This is a genomic window from Variovorax paradoxus (genome assembly GCF_009498455.1).
Taxonomy (GTDB): Bacteria; Pseudomonadota; Gammaproteobacteria; order Burkholderiales; family Burkholderiaceae_C; genus Variovorax; species Variovorax paradoxus_H.
The window spans coordinates 5,435,048-5,456,705 of the sequence record NZ_CP045644.1; the positions used below are offsets into that span (position 1 = coordinate 5,435,048).

Consider the following 21,658-nt stretch of genomic DNA (forward strand, 5'->3'; position numbering starts at 1 on the left):
CCGCCCTTCATCTCCGCGCTTCTTCATGCTCCGAATCCTTTTGCGCTCCCTCGGCCGTCTGCTGCTGAGCTTCGCCGTGCTGGTGTCCGCCGCCTGGGCCTGCGCGGCCCTCTGGTACCAGCTGCCGGTGGCGACACTCGTCAAGGTCGGCGCGATGGTGCTGTGGGGCCTCTTCGGCCTGGCGGCGATCGTGCTCGTGTGGCGCGGCAAGGCCGCCCGACCGCTGCTGTCGTATGCCATCGGCTTCGCCCTGCTGCTCGGCTGGTGGAACACCATCGCGCCTTCGCAGAACCGCGAATGGGCCGACGACGTGGCGCGCCACCTGAAGCCTCGCGTCGAAGGCAGCGTGGTCACGATGGAGAACGTGCGCAACTTCGACTGGCGCAGCAACACCGACTACACCGTGCACTGGGACACGCGCCGCTACGACCTCGACCGTCTGCGCTCGGTCGACGTGTCGCTGTCTTACTGGACCGGCCCCGCCATCGCCCACACGCTGGTGTCCTTCGGCTTCGACGACGGCCAGTACGTCACCTTCTCCATCGAAATCCGCAAGGAGCGCGGCGAAAGCTTCTCGTCCATCGGCGGCTTCTTCAAGCAGTTCGAGAACAGCCTCGTGGCCGCCGACGAGCACGACATCCTGCGCGTGCGCACCAACGTGCGCGGCGAAGACGTCTACATGTACCGCGTGCAGCTGCCGCAGGCCGAGATGCGCTCGCTGTTCCTCGGCTACGTGGGCGAGGCCGAGGCCCTGGCGCGCGCGCCGAGCTTCTACAACACGCTCACGGCCAACTGCACGACCATCGTCTACGACCTCGCCAAGCATGTCGTGCCCGGCCTGCCGATGGACTATCGCCTGCTGGCCTCGGGCTATCTGCCCGAATATTTGTACGACGTCGGCGGTCTCACGCCGGGCCAGCGCATGGACGCGTTGCGCGCCGCCGGCCGCATCACCGACCGGGCCATTGCCACCGACAAGCAGCCCGGCGTGAACTTCTCGCAAGCCATCCGCAACGGCCTGCCGGACGCTGCGCCATGAGGCGCATCGGCTTCTCGTCCCTGCTGCTGGCGCTGTCGCTGCTCACCGGTTGCGCCGGCGTCACGGTCGGCACCATCTCGCCGGCCGAGTACCTCGCGCAACGGCGCGGCGACGTGCTCACCACAGGCAAGCTCAGCAGTTCGGCGCAAGAGGTGCTGCGCGTCATCGGTTCCGACGCCGACCAGTGCCGCCAGGACGGCCGCGCCTGCCGCCAGAACCTCGCCACCTCGGCCGGCCTGAGCGACGAGCAGCGCATGTCGGCGCTGTCCGAGGTGTGGCTGCAGCTCGCGCTGGCGGGCGGCGACGGCGGCTCGGCCGCACAGCCCATGGCGCCCGAGGCCATCGAGGCCTGGCTCGAGACCGCGCGCCATGCCTACGCCTACCTGTTCTTCACCGCACGCAAGCCGCGCGACCGCGCCTTCGAAGACCGCCAGACGCAGGTGCGCGACTACTACAACTACGCGGTGCAGCGCGCCATCACCGGCCTGTTCAGCCGCTACCGCAAGGACGAGATGCCGCCGGCCAGCATTCCGCAGGTGAGCGGCTGGCGCATCGAGGCCGATCTGTCGGCGGTGCAGCTCGCGCCCGACGCGCCCCCGCCCAAAGAGCTGATTCCCGCCGCCTCGCTGACGTTCTCTGGCCTGCGCAACATCTACCGCCGCGACGGCTTCGGCGCCGAGCTGGTCGCCGCGGGCAGCGACCGCCCGACCGATGCGCAGGCCAAGGCCGACGAAGACGCGCCGCCCTTCAGCGAAACGCCCTTCCCCGCCCTCACCGCGCTGCTGCAGTTCGACGGCGCCACCCTGCAGGACGTGCTGGCCACGCGCACGCTGCGCATCGCCGTGTTCGACCCCTACCGCACCAGCACGATCCAGCTGGCCGGCGAAGAGATTCCGCTGGCCGCCAACTTCACCTCGGGCTACGGGCTGTGGCTGGCCCGCTCCGACTTCGCGCTGCAGGCGCTGCGCAGCCTGTTCGGCGGCGCCGAGGGCCTGACCCGGCCGCACATCTACCTGATGCAGCCCTACGACCCGAAGCGCCGCACCATCGTCATGCTGCACGGCCTGGCCAGCAGCCCCGAGGCGTGGATCAACGTGGCGAACGAAGTGCTCGGCGACGAAACGCTGCGCCGCCGCTACCAGATCTGGCAGGTGTACTACCCGACCAACGCGCCGCTGCCGCTGAACAACCTCGCCATCCGCGAAGCCATCACGCAGACGCTGGCGCATTTCGATCCGCAGGGCCGCGCCGAGGCGTCGCGCAACGTCACGCTCATCGGCCACAGCATGGGCGGCGTGCTGTCGCGCCTGCTGGTGTCGTCGTCGGGCGATGTGTTGTGGAACGCCCTGCGCGAGGGCTACCCGATGCCGGCCGCCCAGCGCCGCCGCATCGAGGAAGGGCTGGGCCCGTACCTGCGATTCGAGCCGCTGCCCCAGGTCAGCGACGCCATCTTCATTGCGTCGCCGCACCGCGGCACCTCGTTCGCCAACAAGCGCATCTCGCGCTGGGTGGCCAACCTCATCACGCTGCCGGTGGCGATGCTGGGCCAGCTCAACGACCTGTCGCGCGAGCTGATGCGCGTGGCGCCCAGTTCGCAGGAGCTGGGCCCGCTGCGCATTCCCAACAGCATCGACAACCTCAGCGACCGCGACCCTTTCGTGCGCCTGTCGTCAGGGCTGCCGATGAATCCGAAGGTGCGCTACCACTCGATCATCGGCAACGACACGCCCGGCGTGGCGCAGGCCGATTCGAGCGACGGCATCGTGCCCTACGCCAGCGCGCACCTCGACGGCGCGGTGTCCGAGCTGGTGATTCCGTCGGCGCACAGCGTGCAGGAGAACCCGCTGGCGATTCTGGAGATCCGGCGGATTCTCAGGGAGCAGCTGCGCAGCTCGCGCGCAGGTGGCACGCAGGCGCGTTGATCTTTCGAGGGCGAAGCGACTGCGGCTCCGTCACGCGCATGAAAACCGATGGTGAGCCCGGCGCGATGCGCCACGCGACGGCGGTCAGCGCGAGGATGTGGCGGGCCCGTGCGGCCGGGGACGAAGAGACGACGGTGTGCAGCGGCATGGCGGACGGTTTCTCTGGATCGATGCCGCCGATTCTGCGAAGCACCCGCGCCCTTGCCAACGACGGATTGCGAATGTGCTGATGCGTTTTGCATCGCATCCGCGCGCGCCCAAGGGTTGCGCCGCACCCCGTGCACTGACTACGATGGATGCGAAACCACCCAAGGAGCAAGTGCCATGTCGAACCATGTCTACAAGTCGCTCGAGCTGACCGGCTCGTCCCCCACGAGCATCGAAGATGCGGTGCAGACCGCCATCGCGAAGGCGCACGAGACGGTGCGCAACATCCAGTGGTTCACCGTCACCGAGACGCGCGGCCATGTGGTCGACGGCAAGATCGCGCACTGGCAGGTGACGGTGAAGATCGGCTTCACGCTGGAGTAGCCGCAACGCGGCCTTGGCCGCTGAGGCGCTCAGGCGCGCAACGCCGACGTGCCTTCGTAGATATAGCGGCGTGACCACGGCAGCGTCTTCGCCGCCCTGCCCGCCTTGCGCCCCACGATCTGGTAGATCGCCACATCGTCGTTCTCGAAGGCATAGGCGCAGCCCGCCAGGTAGATGCGCCAGATGCGGAACTTCTCTTCGTCGACGAGCGCACGTGCCTCGTCGGCATGGGCCTCGTAGGCGTCGCTCCAGTGGCGCAGTGTCTGCGCATAGTGGCGGCGCAGGTTCTCCACATCGAAGGCTTCGAGCCCGCCCTGCTGCATGGCCTGCAATGCGAGGCTGATGTGCGGCAGCTCGCCGTTGGGGAACACGTAGCGGTCGATGAAGTCGCCACCGCCGTACGACACGCCGCCGCCCTCGGGGTCGGACGAGGTGATGCCGTGGTTCATGACGATGCCGTCGTCGGCCAGCAGCTGCTGCACGCGCTTGAAATACTCGGGCAGGTTCTTGCGGCCCACGTGCTCGAACATGCCGACGCTGGTGATGCGGTCGAACTGGCCCGTCACGTCGCGGTAGTCCTGCAGGCGGATTTCGATGCGGTCCTGCAGGCCGGCGGCCTTCACACGTTCGGTGGCGAGGTCGAACTGGTTCTGCGACAGCGTGACGCCCACGCAGCGCGCGCCGAACTTCTGCGCCGCACGGATCACCAGCGCGCCCCAGCCGCAGCCGATGTCGAGCAGCGTTTGCCCCGGCTTGAGTTCGATCTTGGTGAGGATGTGGTCGATTTTTTTCAACTGCGCGGTGGCCAGGTCTTCGTCGCCGTTCTCGAAGTAGGCGCACGAATAGACCATGTTCGCGTCGAGCCAGAGTTGGTAGAAGGCGTTCGACACGTCGTAGTGGTACTCGATCGATTTCTTGTCCGACGACTTGGTGTGCGCGAAGTAGCGCGCCATGTGCCGCAGCGCACCGCCTGGCTTGTCCATCGAGGTCCTGGCCAGGCCGTAGGCGATGTCGATCACGTCGCTGAGCTTGCCTTCGATGTCGATCTTGCTCTTGACGTAGGCCTCGCCCAGGTTGTCGAGCGTGGGCTGCAGCATCAGCGACAGCGCCGCGGGCGATTTCACGTGCAGCGTGACCGCCGGCCCGCTGAAGTCACCGAAGTCGTAGGACTGGCCGTCCCACAAGGTGAGCCGCGCGGGCAGGTTGGCCCGTGCGCGAACCGCGGCGCTCCACTGCGCCAGCTTCTTTTCCCAAAGCATGCATCTCTCCGAGTTGTTGAGTAGTTCCGCCCCCATGGGCGGACGGGTGCTGCAGCAACAAAACGATAACGAGATTTTGCGAAATCTGCATTTCCACGACGACGCAAGAAATCGCGGCAAGTGCTAGTTTGGACGATTGACCGGGCGGGCCCGGAGCCCTCTCAGAGCCCTCGCTCAGAGCCCTGTTACACGGCTCCCGGCTTGCGTTGCACCCAGGGCGCGGCGCGCTCCAGCTCGAAGGCCAGGCCGAACAGCATGGATTCGTTGCCCACGCGTGCCGCAAACTGGCTGCCGATGGGCAAGCCCGATGCACTCTGGCCGAGTGGCACCGACATCGCGGGCGTGCCCGCCACGTTGTGGATCGGCGTGTACGACACGTAGGTCAGGAGCCGCTCGAACAACTGCGAACCGGGCACGTCCGGCCCCAGGAAACCCAAGGGGGCGGCTCTTCGTGAAGCACCGGTGTCAGCATCACATCGAAGCTCTGGAAGAAGGCGTCGAAGCGCCGCGAGAGTTCCGCGAAATACACACCGGCCTTCGCACCGGCATCGGCGGGTTGCCTGCGGAAATGCGCGCTGAGGTACAGCGTCCAGGGCTCCAGCACGTCTTCGGCTCGCAGGCCCTGCGTCTCGGCCATGCGCCGCATGTGATCGGCACCGCTGCTCCACGCCACCATGAAATGCGTGAAAAACGCTTCGCCGTCCACGGGCAGGCGCGCCGGTTCGACGTGGTGGCCGATGCTCGCGCAGAGCCTTGCGCTTTCTTCGAGCGCCGAACGAACTGAAGGCGCGGCTTGCTGCCCGAACACATTGGCGGTCGAGAAGCCGATCTTCAGCCGCCGTGCGCCCAGCGGTTCGAGCACCGGCGCGGGCTTCAGTGGTGCCTGCGCATCCTGTCGCTGGTTCCATGCGAACAGGCGCGCGCTGTCGCGCACAGAGCGGCTCACGCAATGATCCACACCTGAATCGGTGGCGCGCGAGCCGACCATGCGGCTGCGGCTCGGCATGAGACCAAAAAGGCCGCAGCACGACGCGGGAATGCGGATCGAGCCGCCGCCATCGCTGGCATGCGCGATCGGCACCATGCCCGAGGCCACCGCGACGGCGGCACCGCCCGACGAGCCGCCGGAGGAACGCGCCGCGTCCCACGGATTGCGCGAAGGCCCGAACAGCACCGGCTCGGTGGAGCCGTTGAGGGCGAACTCCGGCGTGTTCGTCTTGCCCAGGATCACGAGGCCTGCCGCCGTGGAGCGCGCAACGATCGCGCTGGTGTCTTGCGAGATGTTGCGCGCCAGCAGCCGCGAGCCCGATGTGCGGCGCGTGCCCTGCAGGTCCAACATGTCCTTGATGGCGTAAGGCACGCCCTGGAATGGTCCTGCCGGCAGCGGTGTGCGAACCTCGCCGCGCGCACGCTCGTACAGCGGCGTCACGATGGCGTTGAGCCTGGGGTTGAGCGCCTCGATGCGCGCGATCGCTGCTTCGAGCAGTTCGCCGGGCGTGACCTCGCGGCGCTGCACCAGCTCGGCCTGCGCGGTGGCGTCCAGGCCTGCGAAGTCGTCGCGACGCGCGGCCGTCGGGCGCTCGAAGGCGGCGCAGCCGACCAGGGCGATGCCGCCGAGGCTGGCGCCGGCGCTTGAAAGAAGTTGACGTCTGTCCACGGTGAATGCGCTCCTGATGAATGGAGCCGCATTGTTTTTCGCGGCCTGCGTCCGAGGCTTGTATCTGTGCGCCACGGGCCGTCACTAGAATTCCGTCCACCTTCCCCAAGACCATGACGCACTGGAAAAGCTATCACCTGCTCGGCGAATCCTTTGCCGACACGGACGATGCCCCGGCCTCGCTGTTCCGTTGGGCGGTCGAGCGCGTGGTCGATGGCCTCACCGATCACGATGTCTATTCGCAGACCGTGGCGAAGGCCGCCACGCGGCAAGGTGCCATGCAGCGCGCGGAGCGGCGCATGCTGCGGCTTCTGGCCCTCGATGCGGACCCCGTCGCAGAGCTGATGCGCACGGCCCACGATGCATCCGCTTTCCAGATGCGATGGAACGGCTTCAACCGCATGGCGCCGCTGGGCGTGGAAACGCGGGTCTCCTGCGATGCCGGTCTTCGCCTGCAACGCGAGACGCGCGCTGCAGGGCTGCAAGACGAAATGCGCGAGCAGGCGGGCGCAATCTGCGTGTCGCACCTCATGGCCGAAGACAGCCCGCTGCGCCAGCGCAACGAAGAAATCAGGCCGCTCGCACGCCACTTCGGCGAACTCGGCTATGCGAACGCCGCGTTGCGAGACAGCGTCGACAGCCTGTATGCCGACCCCTTCGCCGAGCTGGACCAATGTGCCGATGCGGTGGGCGCTTCACGCCGCACGCTGCAGCGCGCTTTCACGCAGGCCGGCCTGAGCTTTCGCCTGCTGCGCCAGGCCGTGCGCCTGACGCTCGCAAGCCATGCGATGTGCAGCACGAGCGGCGAATCGATCACCGCCATCGCGCATGCCTCGGGCTTCTTCGATTCGGCGCACCTGGTGCGCGCGTGGAAGCAATCCTGCGGCCTCACGCCTTCGCAGTACCGCTCGCTCTGCTGAACGTGCCGTTGCTCAGGGTGCGGCGGCCGCTTCCCTCAGGCAGCTTCCATCGACGCCGCACCCAACGCGTCGTTGCCGGCCTCGCCGAGCCAGCGGCGCTTGTCGCGCAGCGGCGGCGCGCCGAACATGCGGCCGTATTCGCGTGCGAACTGCGACGGGCTTTCGTAGCCCACGTTGTGCGCGGCGCTCGCCACGTCGGTGCCGGCGATCAGCATCTGGCGGCGCGCCTCCTGCAGGCGCAACTGCTTTTGGTACTGCAGCGGGCTCATCGCCGTCACGGCCTTGAAGTGGTGGTGGAACGACGACACGCTCATGTGCACCGCGCGCGCCATGTCTTCCACGCGCAGCGACTGCGCGTAGTTCGTGCGCAGCGCGCTGATGGCTTTGGCGATGCGCTGCGTGTGGCTGTCGTGCAGCGCAATCTGGCGCAGCCGCGCACCCTCGCCGTTCACCAGCAGGCGGTACATGATCTCGCGCTTGATGAGCGGCGCCATGATCGGAATGTCTTCGGGCGTGTCGAGCAGCCGCAGCAGGCGCAGCACGGGCTCGAGCACCGGCATGGCGATGCGGTTCACGTACATGCCGCGCGAGGCCGGGGCGTTGGCCTTGGCCGGCAGTTTTTCGTCGCCGATGAGGTCGCCGATCTCGTCGACCGCCAGCTCCAGCCGCACGCCCAGGTAGGGCTCCTTCTCGCTGGTCACGCACACCTGGCCGCACACCGGCAGGTCGACCGAGGTGACGAGGTAGTTCATCGGGTCGTACACGTAGATGTCGTCGCCCACGATGACCCGCTTGGAGCCCTGCGCAATGAGGCCCAGCGCCGGTGTGGCGAAGCCGTGCTTGGGGCCGTCGGGCTTGCTGATGCAGTGCACCTGCAGGCCGGGCACGGCGCACTCCACCGTGCCGTCCTGTCCGCGCGTGATGTGGCGGATGAGCTGCACCAGCTCTTCGCGGGCGGCATCGAGTTCGGGGTCCAGCGGCATCGGCATGGCGAGGACGGTGGCGGTGTCGGGGGTTTCGTCGGACATGAATGAGCCTCTGCTGAAGGAGCGCGGCCGTGGCAACGGCCATGGAGGATTGGGCTGCCCGAGCTTAGCGTCGTGCCTGCGAATCTGCACGGTCCGGGCACGAGGTCTGGAGGAATAGGCAAAGACTTTGCAGAAACGCGCTCGCCCGACAGGGGCCGCCGGCCGGATACTTTTTGGCAACCCCCGGCACGCCTGATCGCCGGACGGCCCCTCCTCACGCAAAGGACCCCTTTCGATGCACTACCGCAAATTCGGCCGCACTGGCCTCCTGGTTTCCGAACTCTGCCTCGGCACGATGACCTTCGGCGGCGCACCCGGCATCTGGGACCACATCGGCCAGCTGCAGCAAGGCGAGGCCGAAGGCCTCATCGGCCGCTCGCTCGACGCCGGCATCAACTTCATCGACACCGCCGACGTGTACTCCGACGGCCTGTCCGAGACCATCACCGGCCAGGCGCTGAAGAACCTCAAGGTGCCGCGCGACCGCGTGGTGGTCGCGACCAAGGTGCTCGGCGAAACCGGCAGCAAGGGCGTGAACTCGGCCGGCGCCTCGCGCTATCACATCATGGACGGCGTGAAGGCCAGCCTGAAGCGGCTGCAGCTCGACCACATCGACCTCTACCAGATCCACGGCACCGACCCGCTCACGCCCATCGACGAAACGGTGCGCGCGCTCGACGACCTCGTGCGCCAGGGCCACGTGCGCTACGTGGGCGTGTCGAACTGGGCCGCGTGGCAGATCGCCAAGGCGCTGGGCATTGCCGAACGCGACCGGCTCGCGCGCTTCGAGTCGCTGCAGGCGTACTACACCGTGGCCGGGCGTGATCTGGAGCGCGAGCTGGTGCCCATGCTGCGCAGCGAACAGCTCGGCCTGATGGTCTGGAGCCCGCTGGCCGGCGGCCTGCTGAGCGGCAAGGTCGACCGCCACACCGCCACCGCAGAAGGCAGCCGCCGCGCGAGCTTCGACTTTCCGCCGGTGAGTGTGGAGCGCGCCTACGACTGCATCGACCTGATGCGCCAGTTCGCCGAACCGCGCGGCGTGTCGGTGGCGCAGATCGCGTTGGCCTGGCTGCTGCACCAGCCCGTGGTGACCAGCGTGATCGTCGGCGCCAAGCGCATCGACCAGTTGAACGACAACATTGCCGCGACCGACGTGCGGCTCACGGCCGACGAGCTCGCGGCCATCGACAAGGCCAGCGCGCTGGCGCCCGAGTACCCGGGCTGGATGCTCACGCGCCAGGGCGGCGTTCGCGCCCAGCGGCTGGTGGATTCAGGCCGTCGCGGCTGACACGAGCGGGACCTCGGTGCGACGCGCGGCATGAGCCGCGCTCGCACGCAGCGCGCGCAGGTCGAGATGCTCGGCGGCGCGCGCAGCCTCGGGCTCGGCCAGGTGCGGCACCACGCCCAGCAGCGGCGCACCTAGCCGCGCGCGCAGCGTCTGCAGGTTGCCTTCGGGCGAGAGCATCTGCGGCTCGACCACGCTCGCGACCCAGCCTGCGAGCACCAGCCCGCGCGCACGGATCGCCTCGGCGGTGAGCAGCGCATGGTTGAGGCAACCGAGCCGCAGTCCGACCACGAGAATCACGGGCAGGCCCAGCGCCACCGCGAGATCGGCCGTGTCGAGGTCGTCGCCCAGCGGCACGCAGAAACCGCCCACGCCTTCCACCACCACCGCATCGGCCTGCGCCGACAGCCGCTCGAAGGCATCGAGCAGCACGGGCAGCGCGACCTGCACGCCCTCTGCCCGTGCCGCCAGGTGCGGCGACATCGGCGCCTTCAGCACATAGGGGCAGCGCCAGGCGAGCGGCGCATCGACATTGCCCGCCGCCTTCAGTCGCTCGACGTCTTCGTTGCGCCATTCGCCGTCGATGGCATCGAGCCCCGCCGCCACCGGCTTCATGCCGACCGCACGCAGGCCCGAGGCGGCCAGCAGCGCGAGCATGGCGCTGCTCACGAGCGTCTTGCCGACGCCGGTGTCGGTGCCGGTGACGAACCAGCGGCGCTGTGTCGCCGCAGCCGTCGTCGTCATGCGGCCTCCGGCCACGGTTCGGCCAGGGCTTCGCCCAGCGCACCGATGAGCCGTGCCACGTCGGCTTCGGTGTGGCTCGCCGAGAGCGCGATGCGCAGCCGCGCGGTGCCGGCGGGCACGGTCGGCGGACGGATCGCACCGACACGCAGGCCGTGCGCATCGAGCCGTTCCATGGTCTGCATGGCGCGCGCGTTGTCGCCCACGATGAGCGGCTGGATCGCGGTCGGCGAATCGGCCAGCCAGGCGCTGCCGTCGGCCGGCAGCACCTGCTTCAGGCCGCTGCGCAGTTGCGTGATGCGGGCGCGCAGTTGGGCTCGGCGACGCATGCCCTCCTCGCCTTCGATGAGCGCCAGGCTCGTCAGCAGCGCATGCGCCACCGCTGGCGGCGCAGCCGTGGTGAAGATGTAGGGCCGCGCGCGCTGCACCAGGAAGTCGATCACCGTGCGGTGCGCCGCCACGAAGGCGCCCGACACACCGGCCGCCTTGCCCAGCGTGCCGATGAGCACCAGCCGCTCGGAGCGCAGCGCCAGCGCCTGCAGCGCGCCGCGCCCGGTGGCGCCGAGCACGCCGAAGCCGTGCGCGTCGTCGATCACCAGCCAGGCGTCGTGCTGCTCGGCCAGCGTGAGCAGGCCCGCCACGGGGGCGATGTGGCCGTCCATGCTGAAGACGGCGTCGCTCACGATGATCTTGACCGGCGCATCGCAGGCGGCAAGCTGCGCGTCGAGCGCCTGCAGGTCGCAGTGCGGGTAGCGCTCCACGCGGGCACGGGCCAGCCGCGCGCCGTCGATCAGCGAGGCGTGGTTCAGCGTCTCCGAGAAGATCACCGCCTCGGCGTCGCCCAGCGCCGACAGCACCGCGAGGTTGGCCATGTAGCCGGTGCAGAAGAACAGGCTGCGCGCCTCGGGAATGTGCGGCGCCATCCATTCGCCCAGCCGCTCTTCGAGTTGCGCATGGGCGCGCGAGTGGCCCAGGATCAGGTGCGAGCCGCCGCTGCCCGTGCCGTAGCGCGCCGCGCCTTCGGCCAGCGCCTCGGCCAGCGCGGGGTGCGCGGCCAGGCCCAGGTAGTCGTTGCTGCTGAAGCCGAGCATGGTGCGCGGCGCCGTGGCGCCGGCCAGCGTGAGGATCTGCTCGGGCGCGCAGGCGGTCTCGGCGATCTGCCGGCGGCGGCGCAGCGAGCGCGCGTCGAGCGCGGTGATCTCGTCCTGCAGGCGTTCAAGCAAGCGCAGCATCGCGGGCTCCTTCTTCGGCAACGGGGCCGGATGCGGTGGTGACGGCTTTGAGCGTCGCGAGCGTGCCGTCCACCAGTTGATCGATCTCGTCGTCGGCGATGGCGTACGGCGGCATCAGGTACACGGTCGCACCGATGGGCCGCATCAGCAGGCCGTGGTCGCGCGCCGCGAGGTGGAAGCGCTCGGCGAAGCGCGGGCCGGGCGCGCGCACGTCGAAGGCTGTGATCATTCCGCGCTGGCGCAGGTGATCAACGCCATGCGCCTGGCCGGCCAGCCCCTCGCGCAGGCGGGCGAACAGGCGCGCGGACCGCGAGCGATTGCGGTTCAGCGCGTCTTCTTGGTCGAACAGATCGAGCGTGGCGAGCGCCGCGCGGCAGGCCAGCGCGTTGCCGGTGTAGGAATGCGAATGCAGGAAGCTGCGCGCGGCGTCGTCGTCGACGAAGCCCAGGTAGATGGCGTCGCGCGTCATCACCAGCGCCAGCGGCAGGTAGCCGCCGCTGATTCCCTTCGACAGGCACAGGAAGTCGGGCCAGATGCCGGCCTGCTCGCATGCGAAGAAAGTGCCGGTGCGCCCGCAGCCGACCGCGATCTCGTCGGCGATCAGGTGCACGCCGAAGCAGTCGCACAGCGCGCGCAGGCGGCGCAGGTAGGCCGGATCGTGCATCGCCATGCCGGTGGCGCACTGCACCAGCGGCTCGACGATCACGGCGGCGATGCTGTCGTGCTGCGCGGCCAGCAGCGCCTCGAGCTCGTCGGCCGCGCGATTCGCCACGGCGGCGGCGTCTTCGCCGGGCTGTGCGGCGCGCGCGTCGGGCGAGGCCACGAGGTGCGCGCTGGCGAGCAGCGGCGCATAGGCGTCGCGGAACACGGGCACGTCGGTGACATGCAGCGCGCCCAGCGTCTCGCCGTGGTAGCCGCCGCGCAGCGCCACGAAGCGGCGCTTGTCGGCGCGGCCCGCGTTGCGCCAGGCGTGGAAGCTCATCTTCAGCGCGATCTCCACGGCCGAGGCGCCGTCGGAGGCATAGAAGCAATGGCCCAGCGCGTGGCCCGTGAGCGCCGCCAGCCGCTCGGCGAGTTCGACCGCCGGCGCGTGCGTGCAGCCGGCCAGCATCACGTGCGGCAGCGTGTCGAGCTGCGCCTTGAGCGCAGCGTTGATCACCGGGTGCGCGTGGCCGAACAGGTTGACCCACCACGAGCTGGTGGCGTCGAGGTAGCGCCGGCCCTCGTGGTCGGTCAGCCAGACGCCCTCGCCGCGCGCAATGGGCAGCGGCGGCGCGACGTCGAGGCGGATGCTCTGGGTGCAGGGGTGCCAGACGTGTTGGCGGCTGCGTTGTTGCCAGCCGGCATTGGCGTTCGGAGAAGCAGTGGTCGTTGAGGGCACCCGCGCATTCCTTTCTTGTTCGAAAAAAGCACTACCCCTCGCGAGAAACGAGGGGCAAAGGCGCGGGATCGTATCGACGGAAAGACGGTGCGGCAAACGCGCTTCGGGCGGGTGTTTCGCGGGCGCGATGAGGGAGGTTTGGGCGACGTTGTGTGGCGTAGCGTGGGCGTTCGTCGCTGAGGCAAGCGGCGCAGCAGCGTCGCCCCTGCCCCGCTCGCAGGGGCGCTCCCGCAAGTTGTCCGGCTGCCGCCAAAGATAGCGAGCGTGTGTCCGGTTCTCGGGGTGTCGGCCGCTGCGTCTGCGCTTTTCAGACACAGACGTGGCCGACTTCAATGCGCATCCATCGACCTGTCGCTGTCAGAAAAAACTTCATCCAGAAATTGGCATGAGAACGAACGCCTTCCTTTGCGAAGCAGAGAACAAATTTTCCGAAGAAATGCATCCAGAAGCACTCACTTTGGGGGCGCTTTGATGCTTCATCGTTGAAGTAGAGTTGTCCGGATTCATGCAGCACTTCCGAGGCCGATCTTTGAATCGACAAGGCAGGCGGGAAGATCACGCATGTGAAGAAATAGACCAAGACCGGGCATACCGGCAGTGACACCGGGGAGGTGGTTATCCATGTCAGACAGTTCAAACATCTTCCATGGCGCTGCGCCATGGAAGCTCGAAGGCCTGAGCGTCGCGCGGCTCTCGGAGCAGGCGCGGCTCATCAAGCTGCAGCTGCCCGCGTCGGCGCCGCAGAACGCCGTCGTCGTCGAGTGCTTCACCGGCACCGAAGGCCTCAACGAGCTTTTCGACTTCACCATCGACACGCTCGCCACGTCGAGCGAGTTCGACCCGTTCGCGCTGATCGGAGAAGAGCTGAGCCTGCGCCTGCTGCTGGCCAATGGCAGCTTTCGCACCTGGCACGGCTACCTCACGGCCGTCGATGCGCTGGGCGGTGACGGCGGCCTGGCGCGCTACCGGCTGCACCTGCAACCCTGGCTTGCTGCGCTGGGTCTGCGCCGCGACAGCTTCGTGTACGCCGCCAAGCACGTGCAGGACATCGTCAGCGAAGTGTTCGCCGACCACACGACCGCGAGCTTCAGTTTCGAAGTCACACAGGAGATGCCCGTGCGGCCCACCTGCGTGCAGTACCGCGAGTCGGACCTGGCCTTCGTGCTGCGCTTGCTCGCGGAAGAAGGCCTGAGCTTTCGCTTCGAGCATGAACAGCAGTCGCCCAATGGCAGCAGCACGGGGACCAACACCACGCCCTCGCACCACCGCTTGGTGATCTTCGACCGCGCGGCAACCCCGCCCGACTGCGGCTTGCCGCAGATCCGCTTCCACCGCGTCGACGCCACCGAGTCGACCGACGCCATCATCGCCTGGAGCAGTCGGCGCCAGGTTGCGACCAACGCCGTCATGCGCAACGCCTGGGACGCCAGCGTGCTGCAGGCTCCCACCGGCGCCGTGCAGAGCGCGCTGTCGATGGGCGACGTGCCCGTGCTGGAGCACTACGACGGCGCTGGCGCACAGCGCTACGCCGACAGCGCCACCGCCGCCCGGCGCGCCGAGCAGCAGCTCGTGGCCTTCGAGTCGCGCATCAAGCGCTACGGCGCCGCAAGCAGCGTGCGACAGCTCGGTGCGGGCGAGCGCTTCACGCTCACGCAGCACGACCGCTACGAAGGCCGCAAATTTCTCGCACTGCGCGTGCGCCATGAAGCAGCCAACAATTTGGGCGCGCAAGCCGCGCAGGTGCTGGAGGCCGGCGAACTCGAAAAGGGCAGCTACCGCAACAGCTTCGAGGCCCAGCCGGCCGAAGCGCAGGTCGTGCCGCTGTGGCGACCCAAGCCCACCGCTCCCGAAGCCATGGTCGCGCTCGTGGTCGGGGCCGATGACGACGAGGCACCGACCGCCGTCCACACACAGCGTGACCATCGCGTGCAAGTCCGTTTCCATTGGCAGACCCAGCGTGCGGGCCAGCAGCAGTCGACGAGCAGCGGACAAGGCAGCCTGGTCGCCGCCGGCCGCCACGCCAGCAACCGCCAGTCCGTCTGGCTGCGCGTGGCCGCACCGGTGGCCGGCCCCAACTGGGGCGCCCACCACCTGCCGCGCGTCGGCTCCGAAGTGCTGGTGTCCTTCATCGAAGGCGACATCGACCGACCGGTGGTCGCCCAACAGCTCTACAACGGACAGGATCTGCCGCCCTGGTCGGCCGGCACCGATTCGTCGGCCAATCATGCCGGCGTACTCTCAGGCTGGCACAGCCGCGCGCTCGACGGCAGTGGCTACAACCAGTGGATCGCCGACGACGCGCCCGGACAGGTGCGCACCCGCCTGGCCAGCTCGCACGCGGCCAGTCAACTGAACCTGGGCCACCTCAACGCCCAGTCTCCTGACGAGAGCAGCCGTGGCGCCTGGCGCGGCAGCGGCGCAGAGCTGCGCTCCGACGCCTGGGTCGCCACGCGCGCTGGTGAAGGCCTGCTGATCTCCACGCTGGCCCAGGAACGAGCGGCGGGCAGCGTGCAGGACACCACCAGCGTGCGCGGCCAACTCGCGGGCGCGTTGCGCGAGGCGCAGAAACTGTCCGATGCGGCCGGCGGCGCGAAGGCGTTGGCATTGAGCGCCACGGCGCTGCTGCAGCCGCTCATCGACGACATCGATCCGCAGAAGAACGGGCACTACCCGGGCAGCGTCAACGGCCAGGACGCCCGCGAGCCCAAGGGTGGAGAAGGCGCAGGCTCGCGCGAAGGGCAAGACCCAGTGCCTACCTTCGCGCGACCGCTCATGGTGCTCGATGCGGCCATGAGCTTGAACATGGCCACACCCGCCAGCGCCACGGTGTTCGCGGGCGAGGCGATCCATTGGACTGCGCAGGCGCAAGCTCACTTGGCAGCGGGAAAGACCGTGAGCTTGGCGGCTGGCAAATCAATCGGCCTGTACAGCCACGAAGGCGGCATCCAGGTCATCGCGCAGGACGGGCCGGTGAGTGTGCAGGCGCACACCGACGAACTCGAATGGCTGGCCAAGGAAGGCTTCACGGTCACCAGCAGCAACGACGAGATCCATGTGCTGGCCCAGAAGAAGATCACGCTCAAGGGTGGGCAGACGAGCATCGAGCTGGATGGGATGAACATCACGCTGAAGATGCCGGGGCTGCTGGACATCAAGGGGACGAGCAAGAGCTTCGTGGGGCCGGGAGGGAAGCCCGCAAAGTTGCCGGCCCTGCCCACGGGCATCGCGGTGTTCGAAGAGCCGCCGAGCACTGCACCGCCGCCCCGCAAGTTCAAGTTTTCGGTTTAGGCGAGCACGCGATGATCATCAGCCCACCCTTTCTGTCCCAGCCGAACATCCCCGTCTACAGCGACCAATGCGTCAGCGACGTGATGCCCGGCGGTATCGTCGGCAGCGGCGCCTTTCCCGTCAGCCAGGCGATGGCCTGGCACGGCGGCATCCACATCAACGCCCCCGCAGCCGACGAACCGGTGCGCGCCATCGCCGATGGCATCGTGATCTTCCGGCGCGATGGCGGTACCGCGCGCTATGACGCGCAAGACCATTCGACGGGGTGTGTCGTCATTCGCCACAAGACGGAGATCGGTGCCAACGGCGCCAACGCCGTCGAGGTTGTCTACTACTCCATCTATCAGCATCTGCGCCTGCTCGATGCCAATCTGCCGGCCGTCAATCAGGCCGTCTACCGCAAGGACAAGCTGGGTTTGGCCGGCACGATCTACGGTCGGGCCAACTGCATCCACCTGGAGATCGTTGCTGGCGATGCCGATACCCGGAATCTCGTGGGTCGCGACACCGGCAATTTGCCGCTCACCAGTGACGGTCGCACCGACGCGGTGTACGGCGAGGTCTACGTGCTGGTGCCCGCCAAGAGCCCTTACCACAGCGCGCAACCAACCGGCGCGACCCTGCCTGCGGCGGCGGGTGACAGCGGCGGTGCCGATCTGATCGTCGGCATCAGGTACGAGGCCGCCAACGCCACGCTGACCACCTACCAACTGACGGGCGAGGTCGTCGGTGCGGCCATCGTGGAAACCGACGCCGAGTACAACCTCTATACCGAAGCGAACACGCGGCATGGTCGCCTCAGCGCAAGCGTCCAGACCACCAGCAGCCCCAGCGGCTGGTACGAGCTGCTGCGCTTCGGCCGCAAGCTGGGCACCGACCCATTGCCCAACGATGCGGCCCATTGGCGCAAGGTCGCTGTCCCCGGACAGCCGGGGGGCGTCTGGCTCGACCTGAATGCCAGCAACACCCGGAAATTCAGCGATGCCGACTTCCCCCACTGGTCTGGCTGGAAGCTCATTGACGATGACACCCAGGACGACAACAGCCAGTGCAGCTCGGCCCTGATCGATGCCATGCTGGCCCCAGCGGCCCAGCCCACGACACCACCCAGCGGGCCCCCGAACATGAACGGCCCATCCGTGCCGACACCGCAAGCGCCGGAGAACGCCACGACCACGCCAGAGCAAAAGGCAGCCAACCGAAAGCAGAACCTGTGCAAACCCGCGGTTCAAGCGAAGTTGGCCAAGACCGTCTGCAAGTTCCCCACGGAGTGGGCCAAGGACGAAGTGCGCAAGCGCTGGGCGTGGACACGCGACAAGGGCAACCCTCACATGCCATACCCGTTGGAGGACGAGACGGACTTCACGGAAATGTCCGACTTTGCGCAAAAGCTTTGTTTCTGGGAGGAACTGCCCGCGGAAGACAAGGCGCGCCTGACGATCAAGCACTGGCACTTTCATCCGCGGGAGTTCATCAAACACTTCAGGAAATGCGGGTGGCTCGGAAAGGAAGAATTGGCGCAGCTATTGCCTCGTCGTTCTTATAAGTACAGATTCACTCCATTCAGGGCCGATCCGGTGAATATTGGCTGGGCCACTGCCCTGCAGCGATTTTCGATCTACTCGATCGAATTCAACAAGGCGATCAGAAAATATGGAATTTCCATTGGATTCCGGCTAGCCCATTTTTTGGGGCAAATATACATCGAGACCGATATTGTCAGAACAATGAGGGAGGTTGGGCAAGGGCGAAAAAGTTCGAATGGAAACTGGCCCGCACCAGCCATGGAGTTCTATACCGTCTTCTTTGGCCGCGGCATGATGCAATTGACATGGCCTGCAAACTACGACGGATATCGGAATTTTCGAACTGCCGCCTCACTCCCTGACTCAGGAGGGAGCTATGTAGATCAATGGGGAAGAATTACTACAACCTCGACTCACTATTGGGCGAACCCTCGTGACGGTGGAGTTCAGCAGCTATGGTTTCCTCGGTATGACCCGGATATCATTGCAAGTGATGCTCATAATTCCTGCGACTCTGCCGGTTGGTATTGGGTTTCAAAAGCGATAGGCAATCGTCAAACCAACATCAATCAAGTTTGCGATCAAGGCATGACTTCTGCAGCCATAGGACGAGCCTCAGTTCTTGTGAATGGTGGTGGCTATGGCTACTTCGAGAGACAAGGCTATGCCTTGTTCGCCATTCAGTATTTGAGTGAGGCTTCACCTCGCACCGACGAGGTTCAAATTCAAATCTCCCATGGCAGAATGACCGCCAGCATTTCGGTTAACTATCAGCCGCAACGACCATGAAATCAAAGTCCATACTCTTTGCAATTATTTTCGCACTACCCCTCCTGGCTTTCGCAAAAGACGTCCGACTAGAGGCAAATAGAGAGTTCAATGCATGCATGAAGGAAACAAAAAAAGACAGAGAGCAATGCAATTTTGGAGGATGCGGAAATATAGCCGGAACTTGCTATGAAAGGCAGGTGAATTCGATTTCTTCAGCGACTGACGTTTTGGTGAAAAACCTAAAGTCTGGGCGGTGCGCGCAATCAGTCGATGTGGCTTCTAATGAAATTGAAGCCCTCAACTCAAAATTGAAATTACTCGCCCCCTTTGATGGAACCTGGAGTGGGTACGACGTCCAGGTGGAAATCGCGTTATTAAAAAACACCGTCATGAATGCATTGACAAAAGAGTGCCGCCAATGACTTTAGCATCCATGATGCATCGAACTTTTTCCTACTAAAATTCTGATGAGAAAGTTGATTTTTTGTTTTTTCATGGCTTTTCACTTGTTGGCAAGCGGGCAAGTGTCGAAAGAGTCGCAGCAGAAAAAAATTCAGGCAAACGTATCAAAAATTGCCAATCTCGGTCCGGGTTGCCGCATCGAGTTGAAGATTCCAAGCGGTGCCAACTTCAGATCGGGCCACGAATCCAGTCAAGGCCCAGGTGTCGCAGGATTTTCTTTAAAAATGACTCCCGATTTTTCCAGCAGCGGCGACTGGAGTTTTGACTTCAACTGCTACAAAATTGACGATGACCAAGTTCAAAGGGGGTGGGCTGTTCGTTTGCCAACGGGAGGATGGGCGCCAAATCATGAAAACGGTGGAAGGGAGCTTCTTGAGAATAAAGCACTTCGACTTTTTTCCTTGACCGCGAAAAACTCGAATGGCTGGGCGGTCGCCGTGGATGACACGATAGGGGAGGAAAAATATCGACAAAGACGCCTGATTTATTGTTTTACCCGTGAAATGAAAGCCGTGTGTGGTGAAAGCGTGGTTGGGCATCTTGATTTTCTAAAGAGGAAAGGCAACATCGATTTGACCTCTCGAGCATTAGCAATATTGCGCGGGATAGAGTTTTTGGAAGATACCCCACCAACCCCAGAGTCATTGCAGCGTTGACAGTAGATCTATGAGCTTCCAATCGGTGCAATGAAAAAATTTCTCCGTATTTTTCTCCTTCTGCATTTGAGCTTAATTTTTTCCGCGTGCCTTCATGCCGGCGAAGCTGAAAGCTTCAATTTATGCAACTCCATAAAATTCAAAACTTTCGGCTTTAGTTTGGAGAAATTGCAATCCTCTCTCGAAGAGGGGATGTGCCAAAAGTGGAAAAACGCCGAAGTACGGATTCTGGTTATAAATCTGGAGAAGGGCGACAGAGAGTTAGAGCAGAAAATTCAAAAAGAAAAGAAACCTTACTTGTATGTAAGGAAGGATCGAACAACTCCTCCGGGGCCAATTTTTGATTTTGTAAGATATGAAGCTGCCGGGAGAAGATATTTTTTTGATGAAAATAAATTCCTGCAGGCAATCAATGAATGGCCTGTGTACCAGCAGAGAGCGGCAGAGGTAGCGAAAGAGTCTGAGGGCGCAATAAATCCAGATGCAAAAATTCAGCACTGGAAGAATAACTCCGGGGATTTTTTGGTGTGTGCCATAACTTATCGAAATCAGAAAAATGAACCCAAGTTCATGGAGAGGCACTTTTCTTTTTTCAAAAGAAACAGGATTTCCGCAGTCTATAGCTCTGCTTTATTGCGGATCAACGACAGTGTGGCGCTCGAAGAGGTCGACACTGTTGAAAAACTATTCCGATCTATCGAGTTGGTGCAGTAGACGATTTCGAATTGAGGGTCAGGCTTGGCGCGCTCCACGTCGCCCCATCCGAGCGGGAAAAAGGAGACTTCAATAAAAAGGCTTGTCTTTTTTTCGTAGCCTTTCAGTTGCCCGCAACAGGTCAAACCTCGAAAAAATCGCCCCCATGAAATATTGCGGACTCTTGCCATAGCAGGCAATTGAATGTCATTTCATCGACAACGAATTCGTTGACGCAGAAGATCGACGTCGAACGTTGCAAACAGGCGGCGATCTCAGCCTCCGACGAGATTGAAAACCTCAATTCAAAACTGAAATTACTCGCTCCCTTTGGTGGAACTTGGAGCGGATACGACGTCCAGGTGGAAATCGCACTATTAAAAAACACCGTTCAGTTGCTGCTCTTTTTCACCAGCGCGGCGATGTACGCATCCATCGACACGGCCCCGCGCTTCGGCGCATGCGCCGGCTCGTAGGCCTCTTCGAGCGTGAGCCGCGTCATCTCGACATAGGACTTCGCCGCCGGCTCCGAGAAGCCCATCGCGCGGAAGGCCTGCTCCCACTGCGCGGGCGGCGTCTGCACGGCTTCGACCGGCCGGCCCAGCGCGGCGGCAAAGGCTGCTGCCACATCGGCCGGCGAATACGGCTTCGGCCCCTCGACGTGATGCAACCCCGAGGCTTCGGGCGGGGCTAGCATAAGCTTGGCCGCGGCCTCGCCGATGTCGTGCGGCGCCACCATCGGCAGCTTGAAGTCGGGCGGGTACATGCTGTGCACCTTGCCCTCGGTGCGCGCGGTCTCCAACGAGGCGTCCCAGTTGCTCATGTAGTAGGCCGCGCGCTGCACGCTCAGCGGCGCGGGCCCGGCGGCCAGCGCCTGCTCCATGTCGTAGAGCACGCCCAGGTCGCCGATGCCCTCGCCGGGCTGCGCGCCGTAGGTCGACGCAGCGACGATCTTCTCGAGCTTGCAGCCTTCGATCGCGGCCAGGATGGCGCGCAGGCTGCGGTGCTCCTCGGCCACGGTGTCGGTCGACGGAGCGGCCGGCGGGTTGAGCACGAAGAGCCGCGTGCCGCCGGCGATCACGCGGTGCAGCGCGGCCGTGTCGAAGATGTTGACCTCCGCCACGCGTGCGCCCTTGTCCTGCTGCGCCCGCGTCTTGCGGGCGTCTCGTGTGACCAGCGTCACGGGCTGGTTTTGCGCAAGCAATGCTTGCGTCAGCGCCGAGCCGACATGGCCCGTCGCGCCCAGAATGATGTGCATGGTGGCCCT

At 65.1% G+C, this 21,658-nt stretch carries 19 protein-coding genes; 11 read left to right on the top strand and 8 right to left on the bottom strand.

Annotated features, from left to right (window positions below):
- Positions 1-25: 25 nt before the first annotated feature.
- The 3 genes from GFK26_RS25060 (at position 26) to GFK26_RS25070 (ending at position 3,492) form a co-directional block, all read left to right on the top strand.
- Positions 26-1,039 (top strand): DUF4105 domain-containing protein, encoded by a 1,014-nt coding sequence (locus GFK26_RS25060; RefSeq protein ID WP_153284354.1) that lies wholly within the window; start codon positions 26-28, stop codon positions 1,037-1,039.
- On the top strand, positions 1,036-2,961 hold the full coding sequence (locus GFK26_RS25065) for an esterase/lipase family protein (RefSeq protein WP_153284355.1): 1,926 nt from the start codon (positions 1,036-1,038) through the stop codon (positions 2,959-2,961). The genes GFK26_RS25060 and GFK26_RS25065 overlap by 4 nt, the downstream gene beginning before the upstream one ends.
- A 324-nt stretch (positions 2,962-3,285) precedes the next feature.
- Complete coding sequence (locus GFK26_RS25070) at positions 3,286-3,492, top strand: dodecin (protein WP_056581096.1); 207 nt, start codon at positions 3,286-3,288, stop codon at positions 3,490-3,492.
- A gap of 29 nt (positions 3,493-3,521) precedes the next feature.
- Here the strand turns inward: GFK26_RS25070 and GFK26_RS25075 are convergent, their stop codons facing one another.
- From GFK26_RS25075 to GFK26_RS25080, 3 genes are all read right to left on the bottom strand, one after another.
- The gene (locus GFK26_RS25075) at positions 3,522-4,751 is read right to left on the bottom strand and encodes an SAM-dependent methyltransferase (RefSeq protein WP_153284356.1); all 1,230 of its coding nucleotides are present in this window, start codon (positions 4,749-4,751) and stop codon (positions 3,522-3,524) included.
- A 185-nt stretch (positions 4,752-4,936) separates the two neighbouring features.
- Positions 4,937-5,152 (bottom strand): amidase family protein, encoded by a 216-nt coding sequence (locus GFK26_RS34505; RefSeq protein WP_265590112.1) that lies wholly within the window; start codon positions 5,150-5,152, stop codon positions 4,937-4,939.
- Complete coding sequence (locus GFK26_RS25080; protein WP_194273952.1) at positions 5,134-6,408, bottom strand: amidase; 1,275 nt, start codon at positions 6,406-6,408, stop codon at positions 5,134-5,136. Before GFK26_RS25080 ends, GFK26_RS34505 begins: the two co-directional genes overlap by 19 nt.
- Before the next feature lie 113 nt (positions 6,409-6,521).
- On the opposite strand from GFK26_RS25080, the gene GFK26_RS25085 reads away from it, so the two are divergent.
- Complete coding sequence (locus GFK26_RS25085) at positions 6,522-7,328, top strand: helix-turn-helix domain-containing protein (RefSeq protein ID WP_194273953.1); 807 nt, start codon at positions 6,522-6,524, stop codon at positions 7,326-7,328.
- Between the two features lie 35 nt (positions 7,329-7,363).
- On the opposite strand, the gene GFK26_RS25090 is transcribed toward GFK26_RS25085, so the two are convergent.
- Complete coding sequence (locus GFK26_RS25090) at positions 7,364-8,356, bottom strand: AraC family transcriptional regulator (RefSeq protein ID WP_153284358.1); 993 nt, start codon at positions 8,354-8,356, stop codon at positions 7,364-7,366.
- A 235-nt stretch (positions 8,357-8,591) separates the two neighbouring features.
- On the opposite strand from GFK26_RS25090, the gene GFK26_RS25095 reads away from it, so the two are divergent.
- Positions 8,592-9,644 carry an aldo/keto reductase gene (locus GFK26_RS25095; protein ID WP_153284359.1) on the top strand — a complete coding sequence of 351 codons (1,053 nt, stop codon included), beginning with the start codon at positions 8,592-8,594 and terminating at the stop codon, positions 9,642-9,644.
- Here the strand turns inward: GFK26_RS25095 and bioD are convergent.
- The 3 genes from bioD to bioA are packed head-to-tail and all read right to left on the bottom strand — an operon-like array spanning position 9,627 to position 12,995.
- A complete protein-coding gene (gene bioD, locus GFK26_RS25100) occupies positions 9,627-10,385 on the bottom strand; it encodes a dethiobiotin synthase (RefSeq protein WP_153284360.1) in 759 nt (252 codons plus the stop codon). The genes GFK26_RS25095 and bioD overlap by 18 nt on opposite strands.
- A complete protein-coding gene (gene bioF, locus GFK26_RS25105) occupies positions 10,382-11,614 on the bottom strand; it encodes an 8-amino-7-oxononanoate synthase (protein ID WP_153284361.1) in 1,233 nt (410 codons plus the stop codon). Before bioF ends, bioD begins: the two co-directional genes overlap by 4 nt.
- Positions 11,598-12,995: an adenosylmethionine--8-amino-7-oxononanoate transaminase gene (gene bioA, locus GFK26_RS25110; protein ID WP_153284362.1), complete on the bottom strand. Its 1,398-nt coding sequence runs from the start codon at positions 12,993-12,995 to the stop codon at positions 11,598-11,600. Before bioA ends, bioF begins: the two co-directional genes overlap by 17 nt.
- 319 nt (positions 12,996-13,314) lie before the next feature.
- Here bioA and GFK26_RS25115 point away from each other — a divergent pair, with 319 nt between their 5' ends.
- The 6 genes from GFK26_RS25115 to GFK26_RS25140 all read left to right on the top strand — a co-directional run bounded on the left by GFK26_RS25115 (position 13,315) and on the right by GFK26_RS25140 (position 20,412).
- On the top strand, positions 13,315-13,467 hold the full coding sequence (locus GFK26_RS25115) for a hypothetical protein (RefSeq protein WP_153284363.1): 153 nt from the start codon (positions 13,315-13,317) through the stop codon (positions 13,465-13,467).
- 149 nt (positions 13,468-13,616) lie between these two features.
- A complete protein-coding gene (locus GFK26_RS25120; protein ID WP_153284364.1) occupies positions 13,617-16,283 on the top strand; it encodes a type VI secretion system Vgr family protein in 2,667 nt (888 codons plus the stop codon).
- A gap of 11 nt (positions 16,284-16,294) precedes the next feature.
- Positions 16,295-18,598, top strand: a complete 2,304-nt coding sequence (locus GFK26_RS25125) for a M23 family metallopeptidase (protein WP_153284365.1) — start codon at positions 16,295-16,297, stop codon at positions 18,596-18,598.
- Positions 18,595-19,002, top strand: a complete 408-nt coding sequence (locus GFK26_RS25130; RefSeq protein ID WP_153284366.1) for a hypothetical protein — start codon at positions 18,595-18,597, stop codon at positions 19,000-19,002. Before GFK26_RS25125 ends, GFK26_RS25130 begins: the two co-directional genes overlap by 4 nt.
- Positions 19,003-19,047: 45 nt before the next feature.
- Positions 19,048-19,698, top strand: coding sequence for a hypothetical protein (locus GFK26_RS25135; RefSeq protein ID WP_153284367.1), 651 nt, complete (start codon positions 19,048-19,050; stop codon positions 19,696-19,698).
- 30 nt (positions 19,699-19,728) lie between these two features.
- Positions 19,729-20,412, top strand: coding sequence for a hypothetical protein (locus GFK26_RS25140; RefSeq protein WP_153284368.1), 684 nt, complete (start codon positions 19,729-19,731; stop codon positions 20,410-20,412).
- A gap of 370 nt (positions 20,413-20,782) precedes the next feature.
- On the opposite strand, the gene GFK26_RS25145 is transcribed toward GFK26_RS25140, so the two are convergent.
- Complete coding sequence (locus GFK26_RS25145) at positions 20,783-21,649, bottom strand: NmrA family NAD(P)-binding protein (protein ID WP_153284369.1); 867 nt, start codon at positions 21,647-21,649, stop codon at positions 20,783-20,785.
- Between the last annotated feature and the right edge of the window lie 9 nt (positions 21,650-21,658).

What these genes read in the sequence shown, in the direction of transcription:
- bioD (WP_153284360.1), bottom strand. Translation starts at nt 10,385, where the DNA reads ATGACGACGACGGCTGCGGCGACACAGCGCCGCTGGTTCGTCACCGGC.
- GFK26_RS25075 (WP_153284356.1), bottom strand. Translation starts at nt 4,751, where the DNA reads ATGCTTTGGGAAAAGAAGCTGGCGCAGTGGAGCGCCGCGGTTCGCGCA.
- GFK26_RS25095 (WP_153284359.1), top strand. Translation starts at nt 8,592, where the DNA reads ATGCACTACCGCAAATTCGGCCGCACTGGCCTCCTGGTTTCCGAACTC.
- GFK26_RS25060 (WP_153284354.1), top strand. Translation starts at nt 26, where the DNA reads ATGCTCCGAATCCTTTTGCGCTCCCTCGGCCGTCTGCTGCTGAGCTTC.
- GFK26_RS25145 (WP_153284369.1), bottom strand. Translation starts at nt 21,649, where the DNA reads ATGCACATCATTCTGGGCGCGACGGGCCATGTCGGCTCGGCGCTGACG.
- GFK26_RS25130 (WP_153284366.1), top strand. Translation starts at nt 18,595, where the DNA reads ATGAAATCAAAGTCCATACTCTTTGCAATTATTTTCGCACTACCCCTC.
- bioF (WP_153284361.1), bottom strand. Translation starts at nt 11,614, where the DNA reads ATGCTGCGCTTGCTTGAACGCCTGCAGGACGAGATCACCGCGCTCGAC.
- GFK26_RS25140 (WP_153284368.1), top strand. Translation starts at nt 19,729, where the DNA reads ATGAAAAAATTTCTCCGTATTTTTCTCCTTCTGCATTTGAGCTTAATT.
- GFK26_RS25135 (WP_153284367.1), top strand. Translation starts at nt 19,048, where the DNA reads ATGAGAAAGTTGATTTTTTGTTTTTTCATGGCTTTTCACTTGTTGGCA.
- GFK26_RS25085 (WP_194273953.1), top strand. Translation starts at nt 6,522, where the DNA reads ATGACGCACTGGAAAAGCTATCACCTGCTCGGCGAATCCTTTGCCGAC.
- GFK26_RS25070 (WP_056581096.1), top strand. Translation starts at nt 3,286, where the DNA reads ATGTCGAACCATGTCTACAAGTCGCTCGAGCTGACCGGCTCGTCCCCC.
- GFK26_RS25125 (WP_153284365.1), top strand. Translation starts at nt 16,295, where the DNA reads ATGATCATCAGCCCACCCTTTCTGTCCCAGCCGAACATCCCCGTCTAC.
- GFK26_RS25065 (WP_153284355.1), top strand. Translation starts at nt 1,036, where the DNA reads ATGAGGCGCATCGGCTTCTCGTCCCTGCTGCTGGCGCTGTCGCTGCTC.
- GFK26_RS25120 (WP_153284364.1), top strand. Translation starts at nt 13,617, where the DNA reads ATGTCAGACAGTTCAAACATCTTCCATGGCGCTGCGCCATGGAAGCTC.
- GFK26_RS25090 (WP_153284358.1), bottom strand. Translation starts at nt 8,356, where the DNA reads ATGTCCGACGAAACCCCCGACACCGCCACCGTCCTCGCCATGCCGATG.